Annotated in this window: 23 protein-coding genes and 1 pseudogene; 8 read left to right on the forward strand and 16 right to left on the reverse strand. The window is 63.6% G+C overall.

Translation table 11 applies throughout. The features are described 5' to 3' along the window. From NI18_RS14995 to NI18_RS25120, 4 genes are all read left to right on the forward strand, one after another. Nucleotides 1–972: cellulase family glycosylhydrolase (locus tag NI18_RS14995; protein WP_037530991.1), on the forward strand; the 972-nt coding region annotated here is incomplete at its 5' end. Nucleotides 973–1,322: 350 nt separating this feature from the next. Then, nucleotides 1,323–1,475 carry a hypothetical protein gene (locus NI18_RS25115; RefSeq protein ID WP_156360493.1) on the forward strand — a complete coding sequence of 51 codons (153 nt, stop codon included), beginning with the start codon at nt 1,323–1,325 and terminating at the stop codon, nt 1,473–1,475. Between the two features lie 308 nt (nt 1,476–1,783). Next, nucleotides 1,784–2,620 carry an acyltransferase gene (locus NI18_RS15005; protein ID WP_084215230.1) on the forward strand — a complete coding sequence of 279 codons (837 nt, stop codon included), beginning with the start codon at nt 1,784–1,786 and terminating at the stop codon, nt 2,618–2,620. An 85-nt stretch (nt 2,621–2,705) separates the two neighbouring features. Then, nucleotides 2,706–2,846 (forward strand): hypothetical protein, encoded by a 141-nt coding sequence (locus NI18_RS25120; protein WP_157840546.1) that lies wholly within the window; start codon nt 2,706–2,708, stop codon nt 2,844–2,846. A 227-nt stretch (nt 2,847–3,073) separates the two neighbouring features. Here the strand turns inward: NI18_RS25120 and NI18_RS25770 are convergent, their stop codons facing one another. After that, nucleotides 3,074–3,661, reverse strand: coding sequence for a hypothetical protein (locus NI18_RS25770; protein WP_198527028.1), 588 nt, complete (start codon nt 3,659–3,661; stop codon nt 3,074–3,076). Continuing rightward, a complete protein-coding gene (locus NI18_RS15010) occupies nt 3,658–3,837 on the reverse strand; it encodes a hypothetical protein (RefSeq protein ID WP_037530996.1) in 180 nt (59 codons plus the stop codon). Before NI18_RS15010 ends, NI18_RS25770 begins: the two co-directional genes overlap by 4 nt. Before the next feature lie 45 nt (nt 3,838–3,882). Here NI18_RS15010 and NI18_RS15015 point away from each other — a divergent pair, with 45 nt between their 5' ends. Further along, on the forward strand, nt 3,883–4,323 hold the full coding sequence (locus tag NI18_RS15015; protein WP_037530999.1) for an HIRAN domain-containing protein: 441 nt from the start codon (nt 3,883–3,885) through the stop codon (nt 4,321–4,323). Between the two features lie 10 nt (nt 4,324–4,333). Here the strand turns inward: NI18_RS15015 and NI18_RS24455 are convergent, their stop codons facing one another. The 13 genes from NI18_RS24455 to NI18_RS15070 form a co-directional block, all read right to left on the reverse strand. Further along, on the reverse strand, nt 4,334–4,768 hold the full coding sequence (locus NI18_RS24455; protein ID WP_128082246.1) for a hypothetical protein: 435 nt from the start codon (nt 4,766–4,768) through the stop codon (nt 4,334–4,336). Nucleotides 4,769–4,965: 197 nt separating this feature from the next. Next, nucleotides 4,966–5,148, reverse strand: a complete 183-nt coding sequence (locus tag NI18_RS24460) for a hypothetical protein (protein ID WP_128082247.1) — start codon at nt 5,146–5,148, stop codon at nt 4,966–4,968. Then, nucleotides 5,130–5,396, reverse strand: coding sequence for a hypothetical protein (locus NI18_RS15020; protein ID WP_037531001.1), 267 nt, complete (start codon nt 5,394–5,396; stop codon nt 5,130–5,132). Before NI18_RS15020 ends, NI18_RS24460 begins: the two co-directional genes overlap by 19 nt. Next, entirely contained in the window at nt 5,389–5,757 is a 369-nt protein-coding gene (locus NI18_RS15025; protein ID WP_128082248.1) for a hypothetical protein, read from the reverse strand. Before NI18_RS15025 ends, NI18_RS15020 begins: the two co-directional genes overlap by 8 nt. Nucleotides 5,758–5,775: 18 nt before the next feature. After that, nucleotides 5,776–6,012 (reverse strand): hypothetical protein, encoded by a 237-nt coding sequence (locus tag NI18_RS15030; protein WP_037531005.1) that lies wholly within the window; start codon nt 6,010–6,012, stop codon nt 5,776–5,778. Continuing rightward, the gene (locus NI18_RS15035) at nt 6,012–6,347 is read right to left on the reverse strand and encodes a hypothetical protein (protein WP_037531007.1); all 336 of its coding nucleotides are present in this window, start codon (nt 6,345–6,347) and stop codon (nt 6,012–6,014) included. Before NI18_RS15035 ends, NI18_RS15030 begins: the two co-directional genes overlap by 1 nt. Before the next feature lie 40 nt (nt 6,348–6,387). Then, on the reverse strand, nt 6,388–8,058 hold the full coding sequence (locus tag NI18_RS15040) for a DEAD/DEAH box helicase (RefSeq protein WP_037531009.1): 1,671 nt from the start codon (nt 8,056–8,058) through the stop codon (nt 6,388–6,390). After that, nucleotides 8,055–8,408: a hypothetical protein gene (locus NI18_RS15045; protein ID WP_037531011.1), complete on the reverse strand. Its 354-nt coding sequence runs from the start codon at nt 8,406–8,408 to the stop codon at nt 8,055–8,057. The genes NI18_RS15040 and NI18_RS15045 overlap by 4 nt, the downstream gene beginning before the upstream one ends. Then, nucleotides 8,405–8,590, reverse strand: coding sequence for a hypothetical protein (locus NI18_RS15050; protein ID WP_157840548.1), 186 nt, complete (start codon nt 8,588–8,590; stop codon nt 8,405–8,407). Before NI18_RS15050 ends, NI18_RS15045 begins: the two co-directional genes overlap by 4 nt. Next, nucleotides 8,587–8,856, reverse strand: coding sequence for a hypothetical protein (locus tag NI18_RS15055; protein WP_037531016.1), 270 nt, complete (start codon nt 8,854–8,856; stop codon nt 8,587–8,589). Before NI18_RS15055 ends, NI18_RS15050 begins: the two co-directional genes overlap by 4 nt. Then, nucleotides 8,853–9,116 (reverse strand): hypothetical protein, encoded by a 264-nt coding sequence (locus tag NI18_RS15060; protein ID WP_037531018.1) that lies wholly within the window; start codon nt 9,114–9,116, stop codon nt 8,853–8,855. The genes NI18_RS15055 and NI18_RS15060 overlap by 4 nt, the downstream gene beginning before the upstream one ends. Further along, entirely contained in the window at nt 9,113–9,784 is a 672-nt protein-coding gene (locus NI18_RS22465; protein WP_052149229.1) for a GIY-YIG nuclease family protein, read from the reverse strand. The genes NI18_RS15060 and NI18_RS22465 overlap by 4 nt, the downstream gene beginning before the upstream one ends. Before the next feature lie 245 nt (nt 9,785–10,029). After that, nucleotides 10,030–10,734: a dihydrofolate reductase family protein gene (locus NI18_RS15070; RefSeq protein WP_037531020.1), complete on the reverse strand. Its 705-nt coding sequence runs from the start codon at nt 10,732–10,734 to the stop codon at nt 10,030–10,032. A 162-nt stretch (nt 10,735–10,896) separates the two neighbouring features. Here NI18_RS15070 and NI18_RS15075 point away from each other — a divergent pair. Both NI18_RS15075 and NI18_RS15080 read left to right on the forward strand, forming a co-directional pair. Next, nucleotides 10,897–11,900: pseudogene (locus NI18_RS15075) on the forward strand (SDR family oxidoreductase). Between the two features lie 148 nt (nt 11,901–12,048). Next, nucleotides 12,049–12,843, forward strand: a complete 795-nt coding sequence (locus NI18_RS15080) for a retroviral-like aspartic protease family protein (RefSeq protein ID WP_031393912.1) — start codon at nt 12,049–12,051, stop codon at nt 12,841–12,843. A gap of 57 nt (nt 12,844–12,900) precedes the next feature. On the opposite strand, the gene NI18_RS15085 is transcribed toward NI18_RS15080, so the two are convergent. Continuing rightward, on the reverse strand, nt 12,901–13,740 hold the full coding sequence (locus tag NI18_RS15085) for a TIM barrel protein (RefSeq protein WP_037531022.1): 840 nt from the start codon (nt 13,738–13,740) through the stop codon (nt 12,901–12,903). A 154-nt stretch (nt 13,741–13,894) separates the two neighbouring features. Between NI18_RS15085 and NI18_RS15090 the strand changes: the two genes are divergently transcribed. After that, nucleotides 13,895–14,170, forward strand: a complete 276-nt coding sequence (locus NI18_RS15090; RefSeq protein WP_243845694.1) for a hypothetical protein — start codon at nt 13,895–13,897, stop codon at nt 14,168–14,170. The last annotated feature ends 140 nt before the right edge of the window (nt 14,171–14,310 follow it).

Below are 14,310 nucleotides of genomic sequence, written 5' to 3' on the forward strand. Positions count from 1 at the left end.
GCCCCGGCAACCCCGGCAACCCCGGCGCAGCCTGCAAACCACACCGCGCGCGCCGACCCGCTGTTCGGCGCGAACCTGTCGGGCGCCGAGGCCAGCGGCGGCGACGCAATCCGACCGTCGCTCGAGGACTGGAAGGGGTATATCGAGCGCCACGGCTTCAAGCTGATCCGCTACCCGTTCAAAGATGACCGGATGACGCCGGCACGCATCGCCGAGCTCAAGGTCAACGTCGCCTATGCGCGCAGCAAGGGCGTGCCGGTGATCCTCGACAACCATACCTATCGATGGGACGCGCCGGCCAAAGCGATCGCGTTCTGGACCGGCTTTGCCCGCAACTTCCCCGACGACGGATCGGTGATCCTCGACTTGGTCAACGAGCCCCGTGGCTTTGACGACCCGGTGCTGACGAACGACTGGATGCAGTGGGCTCGCGATTCAAAGATCATCATTGCCGGCCTCCGCGCCAACGGGATCAAGCATCCGATCGCTCTCGAATGGCCGCAGTGGTCGGCGACCTTCCGCTTCGACAAGAAGGAAGGGGCATGGAAGGCTTGTGAGAGCGCTGGGTGCGCGCTCGATCGCGATACCAGCGGCCCCCTTGATCCGCTCAATCGCACCTATCTCAACGGTCACCGCTATTTCGACAAGGGATCGAGCGGCACGAGCAAGGAGTGCGACGTAAAGACGAGCGGGTTTGTCGAGTTCGCCGACCAGCTGCGCCGGCGTGGCCTGAAAGCCTACATCACCGAAAGCGCGTTCGCCTCGCACTACGGGATGAAGCCCTCGTGCGCTGCAGTCGGCGCCGAGGCTCTCGCGGCGCTGCGCGTGAACAGCGACGTCCTGCTCGGCATCACCTGGTGGGGTGGCGGCCGCGTCTGGCCCGAGAGCTACATCTTCAAGATCGACCCTCCCAAGGCCGCTCGCTTCACGGCGCCGACCTCAAGCTATGTCGAGCAGCTGACGGGGCGCTGACCGCCCAGCATGAAAGGAGGTGATGCCCATGACCGGGTGCACCGAGTTTCGCCAGTCCGGCTCCTGCCTGATAGCCTGGCAGGGGCCGACTCCCGTCGCGCAGATCGCGTGGGATGCCGCTGAGAGCGACTGGTACATCAACTTCTTATCCGTCGAGCAACCCCCGCTCCTCGCGCCGCTTCTGTCGAAATTCCGGAAGCTATGGCGCCTCAGCGGCAAGCCGACCCTCTCGTTTCACGCATCCCCCGATAACCAAGTCATCGGGAGGCTTATAGGGATCCTCGGAGCTGAGTGCTTCGGGGGCCTCTATACCATTGTCGACTTGGACCATCACAGTAGGAAGAAGCACCATGAGCAAGACCGAGAACGCACGCTATAAGAAGCTCTCCGCCAAGGGTAAGACCGAGTACGGCCGCGATCGTGCGAAGGATGCTGACGCCAATGGCGGCACGTTCAACGCCACGCTCGCGAAGCTGCACGCGGGCTATTACGACGCGATGTGACTAAGGCGCCCGGTTCGAAAGGGCCGGGCGTTTCCCCTCTGGGATTTCAGGTCCCCGCCTACGCCGAAAGGGAGGCAGGCCTGAAACCAGAATAGCACCTACACCTCCCGGCCATCATGCTGGTGTTTTTCATCGGGACACAATTAACATGCTGTAAATAAACGAAAGAAAAGTGTGTTAACCTTAAACCAAAAACCTGAGACTGACACTGCACGGCTATAGCTCTTTGGCAGCAGATCGTCCCAAGTCAGGAAATTGTAAAAATACTTCACTCGACACGGGTTTTCGCCTGAGGCAGGCATTCCGCCATGATTGGCAAACACATACCCGCCCTTGATGGAATTCGCGGCTGCGCAGCAGTCCTAGTCGTCCTATCCCATCTTGCACGGGTCGGTTTGACCGATACGACTCCACAGTTTTCAGGACCCGCTGGGGTTCTCTTATTTTTCGTTCTTAGTGGCTTTCTGATGGGCCATCTTTACCTGTGGAAACCAATGGATAGGCCTGCGATCGTGCGATACCTTATCGCCCGTATCGCTCGCGTTGTGCCGATCTACTATATCGTCGTCATAGCAGCGTTTTTCATCTCCCAGTTCTCGGGCCCCGATTTCATTTACTACATGTCGGCAATGGCGACCGTTAAGCAATTGCTATTTGTCGGTAGCTCGCATGTCTTTTGGTCTATCCCGCCAGAGTTTCAGTTCTACTTTGTCTTCGTGGGAATTTGGGGGCTGGTTGCGAGCGGCAAAGCAGTGAAATACCTGCCCGCCGTTCTGTTCGTTTCCGCTCTGATATTTTTGGCCCGGCCAGTGTTCCCAGGCATAACGGTTTTTAGCCATTTGCATATTTTTCTGACTGGGATTGCTGTCGCACTTATTAGACGGCGCATGGTCGAAGAGGCCGTGAGTCAGGCTGTGGTGTCCTTCGTTCAAATCGCGTCGACATTGGCCGTGGTTTTCCTGCTACTATCGCCCGTGAATTTTCGTGAGATGCTTTCGGAAAGTTGGCAGCACGACGGCGCGGTTTATGGGCATATTCCTATTGCGCTCGTAGTAGGATGTTCGATCTTGTCGTTCTCTATCGACACCACTTTTGCACGTTTTCGTTTTCGGCAACTGGGCAGTTCGACAACTGGGGGCGATTAGCTTTTCGCTATACCTGCTGCATGAGCCCGTTATGGACACTGCTCGCCGGGTTGCTGACGCTGCGGGCATATCGTGGCCGGGACAAATGGTCATCGCCTTCGCGAGCGCCTTGGCGGCCGCAGTGATCTCCTATCGCTTCCTAGAGATGCCGCTCCAAAATATCATCCGAGGCGCCGCGACGAAATTTCTAGCACGCAAGATGCCCGCACCTGTCGCGGTGATGTGACTTCGGCCTAGCCAACCCGCGGATACGCATATTCGGCACGCAATCATGACGCCGGCCAGATGACGCAATTATTTAATCGACGCTGCGTGGTGCGCGGACCTGTTTGAGCTGATCCGCGCACCGTCCTATCCCGACTGGCTGCTGTTGACCAAGCGGATCATGAATGCCGCAGCAAAGTTGGAAGCCGCGGGTTGGCTGCCCGCGAACGTCGCAGTATTTAGTCGGTCCTAATAATTCAGCAGCGCCTCGTCCCCGGGCAGGTAGCGCTCTTCGGTCAAGTTCATTGATCGGATCGTCGTCGAGTCTGCCGCGCCGCGGTGCAGCCGCCCAAGCCGCGCGGTCTTTGGGCGCTTGCCGCACTCCCCGCACCGGAAGAACCGGGTCATCGCTGGCTCACCAGACGCTTTTTCCGAAGCAATCTTCGCACGCCTTCTGGTCGCTGTCGCAGTCTGCTCCGCAGTTGTGACATCTACCGCCGGCGGGGTGGGTCGATTTCGCGCGCACCGCTTTGGGGTTTTCACGGAACCACCATTCCACCGCTCGCCGCGGTGCATGAAAAAGCCAAGAGAGCATTGCGTTTCCTTGCTGTAGTGGAAGTTCATAGCACTACGCCCAGCGTTAAGCAGCAGGCGGTTACTTAGATGTTGCTCACCCTCCCCACCATGGAACTGTCCCGCGTCGCTGGCGCCAACCTCGGTCCCCGCAAAGGCGTCTACGTTGACCTCCTTATGCCGTCCACAGCCACAGATCAGATCTATGGTCCGGATACCAAGGGACCGCATGTTTTCGAGGTCCATGGGGGCTGGATCGGTCATTGCAGCTGGCCTTCGTTGATCGCATCGACAGCCGCAGCAACGCGCGCCCAATCGGAGGTGTGTGGGTCATCGCCCATTATATCCAGCAGCGTGGCGACAATAGGCGCAGACTCCAGCGCGCCATGCGTCCGGACGACGTCCCACGCCTTCAGCCATACTTCCCGGTCGCTCATCATTCGGCGAGGCTATGCGCAGGCGACCGATTCGGGCAAACTATCTCCATGGACGAACTGACCACCTCCATTGTCGGCATCGACTTCCCGAACGAGGACAAGAGCAAGAGCAACCGGCGTATGGAGTGCATGCTCTGTTCGCCCGGCGACGCGGTCGAGCTGCGGCTCGAGCCGACCAACCCATACGACGAGAACGCCGTTGCCATCTTCAGCGATCGCGGCACCCAGCTGGGCTATGTCAGCGCCGAGCGCGCTCCGCTGATCGGCAAGCGGATAAAGGAAGGCGAGGCGATCGCCGTCTTCCAGGCGATGCACGGAAGCGGCGCTTACATCCGGATCCGGTTCGGAGGCGGCCTCCCTACCCTGCCCGATCCGGTCCCCGATGTTCCGAAACGCCCGCCTCCCCGCCAGGCGCGGCCGGCGCAGCGACCGGTTTACGATCCCCACGCGTTCTATCCTGATGAGGAAGGGCCTGAGTTCGGGGCTTAGACAGGGAACGTCAGGCGTTGCGTCGTCCCGCGTCTGCTCGGAACGCAGCAATGGCTTGGCCGCCCTTATCACCTGAATGCCTCGTTGCATCAGACTCCACTGACGAATGCATCGTAGGGAGATGAAGCGGGACAGAAAATTGGACCCGGCTCGCCGAGCTCGACTTGTTTGAAGAGACATCTTTACCGTCTATGCCGGCGTTGATGACGTAAACCCGTAATTTCCCCTCACCGCGGGTCTCGGATGTTTCTTCCTGCGCGCTTGTAATCGCCACGTCGAAGGAAACGCTTTTAAAGTTCGGGTTTGGTCTATTTTCGTCATCGGCTGGGCGATCAAGTAGGGCCACAGCTGCAGTGGGATGATGCTCGGCAATCCGCTTTTGGGCGTCAGCTACGCCTTCCACTATGCCGACCAGAGTTTCGGTAATGAATGTTTTAAGGTCCATAGGTAAATCCTAGCTAAGCTCGCAATTGCAGTTTGCGCCGTCTGCGTTGCATTTGCATGTTCGCAGAGGGCCGCTGCGAATCGTCTTGAGAGAGCAAGCTATGTCGTGAGACACGATGGGTCCAGAGGCGCACCGAGCGGTTTCGATTTCCCCGGTGCCGACCATCTGGTCGAGGTGGGTCCAGCGCTTCCGGCCGCTCATAACGGGCGCCGCCACGACTGCATCCGCATGTCGCGCCGGTAATGCGGGTTGCTGCCGCTCGCGTGGCTGCCGGCATACGGGCCTTCCCAGATGAACCAGCCCATCCGCTCCTGCGGCCACTGATCGTAGCGGCGCAGCCGCAGCATGCGATTGCCGCGGTTCATGGCTTCATCGGCCATGCGGTGCGCTGATCAATAATCTCTTTCAGGTGCGCCCCTTCCTGCTCAGTCCATCGCTTGCCCATCAAGAACGCGCGAGCATGGTCGAACGGCGTCGCCCGCCTGGCACGCTGAGCTTCAGCGATCCTGCCCGCGTTCTCTACCATCTCCACCCCGGCCTTCTCGAAAGCGGCCGCCACGGCCCGGTAACCGGCAGCGAGCGCGGCGAACGCCTCCTTCGTCTGCGGGGACAAATCCTTCTCAGCCACGGGCGTTCTCCAGATTGAGGGAGAGGCGGATCGCGGCAGCGACTTGTTCGGCGGCCGCCTTGCCAGCCTCCCAGAACTGGTCGTCACCGCGGTTTGGGTCGTGCTCTGCAAGAGCTTCCCATTTAGCCGCCACCTTCGCTGCTACATTCGCAGCGTCTTCCACGCCCTCGGCATAGGACCGCACTGGCGGCGCGGCAGGCCGGTGGCGAGCGAAGGCTTGAACGAAACAATGGTCGTCCAAGGCTCCTTGCAACATTGCCAATCTCGCTTCGCCATCCTCTGGCTTGAATATAACAGCCGCGGCGGCCTCTCTATCCTGCTGAGCCACCGCCACAACTTGCTGTTCAGTTTTGTTAGTCATGCTGCAGCACTCCTGCATTTAGGATTGAGGGTGTCGGGGATGTGGCGCGGTCAGCCCGTTGCAGACCTGATCCGCAGTCAGGTCTGGCGCGATCTTGCCAGCTGCCAAAGCAGAGCTGAACTCAAGGTTCTTGCCCTTGGCGTCGGCGTAAATGCGCGTACCGTCACCGCAGGCCCGCACCAGGTAGCGCTCGTTATCTGCCCTGGGCCCGCAAGCCGTCAGGAGGGCCGCAACGGTCAGGAGCGCGAGGCGCATCACTTAGCCTCTGCCCGCGCAAGGGCAGCTTCGACAGCGTCGAGCACCGCCTGCATGTCGGACATGTTGACCAGCTTGGCAGCTTGGAAGACGTGCTTAAACGTCAGGTCTCCAACCGCATACTGATGGGTGTCGACTTGCTCCGAAGCTGCATAAGCGAGCATCGCGCTGACGGCCTGATCGGCTCTCACGAAAAGGAAGCCGTCGGTCGAAAGCTGATCGCCACGGATATTATCGGCCAGCACCTCGGCCGCCCGCTGAGCCTCTTCGTTTGTCGGCGGGCGAATCCCAGCGGCTGGATCAATCGGCGCTTCAAATGATGGGCGATCGGTCATGCTGTCGCGCTCCTGTATCGGGGATTGAGGGTGTCGATGATCATGCGGCGATGGCCTGGACGGTGCCGGCGAGGACGTGCTGCGCGAGCCGCTTGATCCGGCTGTCGTCGGACACCTTCGCAGGCTGAGCGATGCCGGGGTCGCTGATCCCACGCGACTGATCTGACTTGATGCCGAGGGTCTCGAGCAGGACCGGGTCGCTACCCTCGTTCGTATGCAGGTAATGGGCGGTAACCTGATCGGGCTGCCCGGGGCGCCGCAGGCGGCCGATCACCTGGTAGTGGACCTGCGGCGACCAATCGAGTTCGCCGAAGACGACGTCGCGGCAGTGCTGCTGAAGCCCATCGAGCCCGGCGCCCGATCGCAGGGAGATCATCATGACGCGGCTGTCGCCTGTCGTGAACGCCTCCTTGCTGCGCTCCTTGCCGGCCCCGCTCTCTGAGCCGGTGTAGAGCACAGGGTTGAACTCGGCGAGCTCGCCCTTCCAGACATCGTAGACGTCGCGGTGCCAGCCCGCGAGCAACACACGCGGCGTGTCGCGCAGCAGCAGCTTCACATACGCTGCCACCGATCGCGCCTTCGCGATTCCGGTCATGTGCCGCATCTTCAGATCGAGCTCGCGCGCCGCGGCGCCCGCCTCGACGAAGCTTCCGCGCAGCACTGTCATTGCCAAGGTCCGTGTGATGGCCTCGTCGTCCGCGACCGCGCCGCTGTCCCATTCGACCTGCCAATCGATGATGTTCGGCCGTGGCATCGACGCGTCGACTGTCGGATCGTCTTCAGTGCGCCGCAGGAAGTAGCCGGTCTCGCGAAGATATGAGCCGAGCGCATCCGGATTCTTGACGATCCGCCCGCTGCACCACTCGCGCGCGAACTCGTTGGCATTGCCGAGCAGCGCGGGGCGCACGTATTCCATGACCTGATGAATTTCGTCGCCATAGTTGTAGATCGGCGTGGCAGTCAGGCCCTGGCGCAGCTCGGCGCGACCGGACAGAATCGCCGCTGCCCTGCCCTTGTCGGTCGACGGTCCGTGGCGAAGCTCCTGCACTTCGTCGTAGACGACCGTCTTGAACAGCCCGGTCTTGATCACGTCGATCCATCCCGCGATGTTCGAATAGCGGAACACATAGACGTCGGCCGCCGGCAGGTCGTACGGCTTGGTGCCGCCGATGACGTGGACCCGCAGCGTCGTGAACTTCTCCAGCTGCTTCTTCCATTGCGGCGCGAGGTGGGCCTGCACGACGATCGCGGCCGGCAGTGGTGCGCCCATCGTCAACGTCGCCGCGGCCGATATCGTCTTGCCGAGCCCGACGTCGTCGCCGATCAGCAGCCCACCATTGTTGATCGCGATGCGCGCCGCCTGGCTTTGGTACAGATAGGGCTGCATTCCCGGGCGGAACCCCGGCACCTCGCCGGCGGACCATGTCGGTAGCAGGATGGCATCGCGCTCAGCGATCTTGTCGACGACCCGCTGCGCGCCCTCCTCGATCGCCTGTTGCTCCCCGTGAGCCAGTGGGTAGCGGAGCATGAACCATCGCAGGTCTGAGCGGATCTCGTCGGTGTCGCTGATGTGAAGCGTGGTCGATGTCGCCGGCACGCGCGGGAAAAGGCGCTTGAACGCTATCGCGACGTGCGGCGCCAGATCGTCAATCACCCACTCTGGCCGTCCGCGGTGATCGGTGGTGAGCGTCAGCGTTCCATAGGTCTTCACAGCGCGGCCCTCCCCGTGGCGACGAGATAGATCGGTTTCCCATTGATGGCGGCGGGCAGACCGATGGCGGTGCCCGTGACGAGGATCAGCGCCTCGATCGCGTCGTGCTCGGCGTACCGCTGCAGCTGGCGGAAGATCGCCCGCTTGTTGCACCGGGTCTTAGCCTCGAGGCCGACCGCGCCGATCATGAAGTCGATCCGGTCGGCGGCGCTGAGCCGGTGCTCGCGATCGTGGTCGAAGCCGGCGCCGGTCAACGCTTCCCCGATCGACAGCTGCATGTCAGCCTCATTGCCGACCCGGAAGCGGGAGCGGCGCAGTGCGGCGACGATTGCCTGGGCGGTCGCGGTCATGCGGCGGTATCGCGGGCGCGGCGTGCGTTGGTGCCGGCTAGGTCGCAGGCGCTTCCGAGCTCGGCATAGGCCTTGGCCTTCCGCAGCTTCCAGAACGGACCATGCGGCCGCTCCTCCTCGATCAGGTCGCAAGCCTGCGCCAGCTTGGTGATACGGCGCTCGTCAATTGGCAGCGGTGTCACGCTGCCCATCCCGCGATTGCTCCAAGCCAGCGATGCCAATGGCTTTCGTTGACCAGGTCGTTGTGATTTTTGTGATCGTTCGATTTCCAGCGACCGTCAGCGAGGTAGTTCCATTCGACCGTTTTACGGGGGTCATTCGGATGCTCGACGCGCGCCCTGATCGGATAGATGTACCCGCCACCTTCGCTAACGATTTGATCGGTTGCGATGATAGTCGCCTTGCGTCCGTCTCGAGTGCGGACAGGCTTCGTGATATCTATGCTCATGCAGCAGCCTTTCGAATGAAGCGTTGATGGACGGCCATGGCGCTGACGATCGCGATCGACCCGGCGAGGGCGTAGACGAGCGCCTCGGTCGCACCGGCGTCAGGCCCGGTGATGCGCCGCCAGACCGCCGCCTGCGAGATCCCGATGAAGAACGATGTCCCGGCGGCCCATCCATAATTGCCGTGGTTGACGTTCCTGCTCTGGAACCCGAGGGCGAAGACCTGGACGAAGCTGACCAGCGCGAGGATGACGAGGGTCATGCGGCAACGACTTTGTTTAGCCGGGCAATCTCGCTCGTTATCGCGGGGCAGCGCCGAAACCATTCGCCGTGCAGACGATGCTGCTCGAAGCGACTGTGGTACCGGCGCTCCTGATAAAAGCCGCCGTCCGTCGTGGCGAGCAGCGCAAGCCTCGTCGGGTAGGAAACCTGTAGGGCGGCAAGCCGCTTAACCGGATCCTTCGCTACCCCGATCTTGATCGGGCCGTCATCGGCGGCAATGAAATATACCTGCTGAACCAGCGCCGCACGCCGGCCACGTTTTGCCTCCTCTTCGATCTCAACTCGTGCGGCGCGCGCCTGTGCGTCCGCTTCGGCGATGACCGCGTGTCGGCGCTGCTCGAATATCTCTTCGACGATCGGCAGCAATAAGTCCTCGGCAGCTGCATACGCTGCCACCTGCTGGCGGGCGCGGCGTGTCGCGAGGCCATGCAGATACACAATCCCGCTGCGCATCGCCGCCAGGACGTTGCGATCGGCATCGCCGGTCGCGTCACGAGGGAGTCCCGCGACTGGGCCGGGCAGTGCCGCACCCGCACAATCAAAGCCGAAGTATGCCAGTAATTCGCTGAGCTGAGCGGCGGCAACCTGAGGCGGAACGTCAGCCAGTGGGCCTTGATAATGCGGCGCTCTGGTGAGCGGCTCGGCCACTCCTCCGCGCGTTACCACCCGATCGACGGGGACGTAGCGAACCGCATTTCCCGATCCCCGGTGACGGTCCGGTGATAAGTGCCTCTGTTCGTGCAATGTTTTTGGTCTGTTCACGGGTTTTCACCCTGAAAAACAGCCATAAACGGCGGTTTTGCGTACGGACCCCTTCCCTCCGAAGGCAGAGGCCACTGGTTCGAATCCAGTCGGGTGCACCAATTCCGTTCCGCTATGTACGCCGACTGCGCTTAGCCGACCGCCTCCACCCGGTACCGCAAATTGACCGCCCCCGCGGCCAATTGTTCGCATCCGAGCAGCGATAGCGTCACCTTGCCCTTCAGACCGTCGCCCGCCGCGACGATCCGCTCCGCATCGGTGCCGCCGTCGAGTGCGGGGGCGATGACGAGGTTGAGTTCGTCGACCAGACCGGCGGCGAAGAACGAGCCGTTGATGCCGGCGCCGCCTTCGAGCAGCAGTGTTTCGATGCCGAGTTCGCGACGCAACGTTGTGAGCGCACCGGCGAGGTCGATCTCGTCGCTGTCCGACACGAGGTAGGACACGCCATTGACGGCGAGCTCGGCGAGATGGGCGTCGCTCACCCCGCGTCCGAGCAGCACGACCACAGGGTCGCCGCCGATGTCGGGCCCGGCGAAGCGGATCTTGCCGGCGCGATCGAGCGTGATCGCGAAGGACGCGGCATCGCGCGTCTGGAACAGCGACGGTCGCGCGGGCGCGTCCGCCGTCGTCGACGCACGCGGCTCTCCCTTCGCCATCTCCGCCATGGTGACGCGTCCGACGATCCAGCCATCGGCGTCGAGGCGCTCGTGCAGCGACTCATAGGCGCGCGTCCACGCCTTGGCGGTGCCATCCGGGCTGTCGGTGTAGCGGCTGGGATGCAGGCCACCATCGACCGACGCGGTCATGAGGCAGATGATGCGGGGACGGTCGGTCATGGCAGAATACTCGCGGGTGCAGATCGGGGATGAACGCCGCTCGGCATCCGCGGTTTCCGCGGTGTCGGACCGGATGACCGCGCCGATGGAACGGTCCGCGCGCCGGTTCGTCGAGCAGGGACCAGCGCGCCGGCGACCCCGACCACCGACAAGGATCCGATCATGAGCAACGGTGAAACCTCACGCCGCAGCATCCTGGGCAGTGCCGCCATCGGCCTTGCCGCCGCGGCTGCGCCGGGCATGGCGCGGGTGCAATCGACCGAGCCCTCCGCCACCGGGCCCGCCCCCAGCCTGCGCGATCCGCGCACCGTGTACACCCGCACCCCCTTCCCCGAGCAGCGCCAGACCTGGCCCGCGCTCGCCAGCAAGATGACCCCCGCCCCGATCATGGCGAGCAGAGCTATCGCGGCAGCGGCAAGCTGATCGGTCGCAAGGCGCTGCTCACCGGCGGCGACAGCGGCATCGGGCGCGCCGCCGCGATCGCCTTTGCGCGCGAGGGCGCGGACGTCGCGATCAACTATTATCCCAGCGAGGAGCCGGACGCGCGCGAGGTCGCCGACCTGATCCGGCAGGCGGGGCGCAAGGCGGTGCTGCTGCCCGCCGACATCCGCACCCAGAAGGCCTGCGAGGATACGGTCAGGAAAGCGATCGCGCAGCTCGGCGGTCTCGATATCCTGGTCAACAATGCCGCCTATCAGCAGTCCAAGGCCGACATCATGGAGATCAGCGACGAACAGTTCGTCCGCACCTACGAGACCAACGTGTTCCACGTCTTCCGCTTTTCGAAGGCCGCGATCCCCGCGATGCCGCCGGGTTCGGTGATCATCAACACGATCTCGCAGAACGCCTATGATCCGAATGACGACTTGATCGATTATGCGTCGACCAAGGCGGCGATCCAGAACCTGACGCGCGGCATGGCCAAGCAACTCGCCAAGAAGGGCATCCGCGTCAACGCCGTGTCGCCCGGCCCGATCTGGACACCGCTTCAGGTCGCCGGCGGGCAGCTGCCGGGCAAGATGCACGAATTCGGCCAGGACACGCCGCTCGGCCGCGCGGGGCAGCCGTCGGAACTCGCGATATTGTTCGTCGCGCTGGCATCCGGCGAGGCGAGCTACTCGACCGGGACCGCGGTCGGCGCGCATGGCGGTGCGGGCTTCCCCTGATCCCGGACCGCCCGCGCCGCCAAGCGCCATGGACATCGACATCGACCGCAGCGCGTCCTGCCGCGCTAACCAACTGTAAACACACTGCCGCTAGGGTTCTGTTGATCCTCCGGGACGGATGTCCGTGGACGAGGAAAAGAGGACTGCCGTGGGCATCAGAGCAACCGTCCGCGCAGGGGCACTCGCGATCGCGCTGGCGTCCGCGCTGACCGCTACCGCTGCCGCCGCGCAGGTCCGCGTCGCGATCGGCGGGCAGATCCAGGACGTCCCGGCGAACACCGTGCGCACCGTCACCACCATCAACGGTCGGACGCGCATCGTCGACACGGCCTGGCGCGGCGGCACGGCGACGCCGGGCATGGCGGTGATCACCACGACCGAGACGACCGACGAGGACGACGAGGGGCACATATTGTCGCGCACCGTCGTCACCTGCATCGAGCCGCAGCGGACGATGGTCGCCGCGGTGAGCTATGCGCCGCCGCCTGCACCCCGCATCGAGATCGACCCCGCCGACCTCGACGAGCCCGTGACCTTCGGGCAGCCGCATGTCCTGCGGATCAATCGCGATCCCTGGGGCGGGCATTTCGTCGCGGCGATGATGGTCAACGGCGTCCGCATCCGTGCGATCGTCGACACCGGCGCGGCCTACACCATCCTGTCGGCGGACGATGCGCGCGCGACAGGGGCCGACCGTGCCGTGCAGCGCGAGGAAACCGCGATCGGCATCGGCGGCTATACCCGGCTCGGCGTCGCGCGTGTCGCCTCGGTCGAGATCGGCGGGCAGAGTCTGGGCCGGATGGCGATGCGCATCGGCCAGCGCGGCATGCCCTATACGCTGCTCGGCCAGCCCGAGATCGCGCGGCTGGGACGTGTCACGATCGAGGACGGGGTGATGACGATCACGCCGCGCGCGCTGACGACGCAGCTCGCGATGCGCTGAGTCCCGGGCCAAGCGCTGGCCCCGGCACTTACGAAGCGTCGACCGTCCGGCTTTCGGTCACACCGTGCAGGTCCGGACCGCCTGGGCAAGCGCCGTCAGGGGATCGCCGACCGGCACGAATTCATGCGCGAAATAGCCCTGGAATTTGAGATCCGCGACGCTGCGCGCCACTGCCCGCCAGTCGACCTCCTGCGTGCCGTCGAGATTATGCCGCCCGGGAACCCCGCCGGTATGGAAATGGCCGATCCACTCGATGTTCTTGCGGATCGTGTCGATCAGGTCGCCTTCCATGATCTGCATATGGTAGATGTCGTAGAGCAGCTTCACGCGGGGCGACGCGACCTCCTTGGCGACCCGCACGCCCCAGGCGGTGTGGTCGGCCATGTAATCGGGATGGTCGACCTTGCTGTTGAGCAGCTCGACGCAGATCGTCACATCATGATCCTCGGCGATCCGCTTGAGACGGTTCAGCCCCGCAACGGTATTGTCGGCGCCCTCCGCGTCGGACAGGCCACGGCGATTGCCCGAAAAGGCGATCACATTGGGGACGCCTGCCTTTGCGGCCTGCGGGATACCGATGCGGAACGCCCGTTCGATCGCCGCGTGGTTTTCCCGCCGGTTCAGACCATTGGGGATGGTCATGATGTCGGCGGCATAGCCCATGGTGCAGCGCAGTCCGTGCCGGCGCGGCACCGCATATTCGGCGGGCTGGAGCAGGTCGATGCCATCCAGCCCGATGCGCGCCGCGGCGGCGCACAGGGCGTCGAGCGGCATGTCCTGATAGCACCAGCGGCTGACGGACTGCTTCAGCCGGCCACGCCGCGCGGGCGCCGCGGCGATCGCCGAGGTCGCGCACAAGGCGAGAGAAGAAGCGATGACAGTGCGCCGAGTAATCATGCCCGCACACTAGGCCAGACGGCCCTGCCGGCAAGCTGTATTGCACCCCGACGCCACGCGCTGCGGTCGGCATGCGACCAAGCCCTTGATCACGGGGAGATTTCGTGGTGGTCGGGGGACAAAGCGAACCTCGCTTGTCAGGGACCGGGGGCGCATGATGGAGATGCCGGCGATGTCCGACGATTATGCACGCGGACGGCGGGACGGGCTTCGTCTCGCACTCTCGATTCTCGCTGCCGAGGAGGCCAAATGGGAGGCGCTGCTCGGTGAGAGTTCCTCTTGGCGGACGAACGCGACGCGCGCGATCCGGCACAAGGCGTATCAGGTCGCCACCAAACGCGTGCAGACCGCGCTCAACCGCCTGTTGCCCAAGGCGGAAACCGCGTTGCCGGCCGAGATCGCATCGATGATCGATCAGGCCGGATTATAGGGAATCGGATCAGCGACGGTTGGCGTTGAACGCGGCCTTCTCGGCCTCGGTGGCGCGGCGCGGGGCGGATTCGAGCTGGGGCAGCCGCAAGGGCGGGCGTGACGGGTCGCGACGGGTGGTCGTGGCGTCGGTGCTTGCCG

This window comes from Sphingomonas sp. Ant20 (assembly GCF_000783375.1).
Taxonomy (GTDB): Bacteria; Pseudomonadota; Alphaproteobacteria; order Sphingomonadales; family Sphingomonadaceae; genus Sphingomonas; species Sphingomonas aerolata.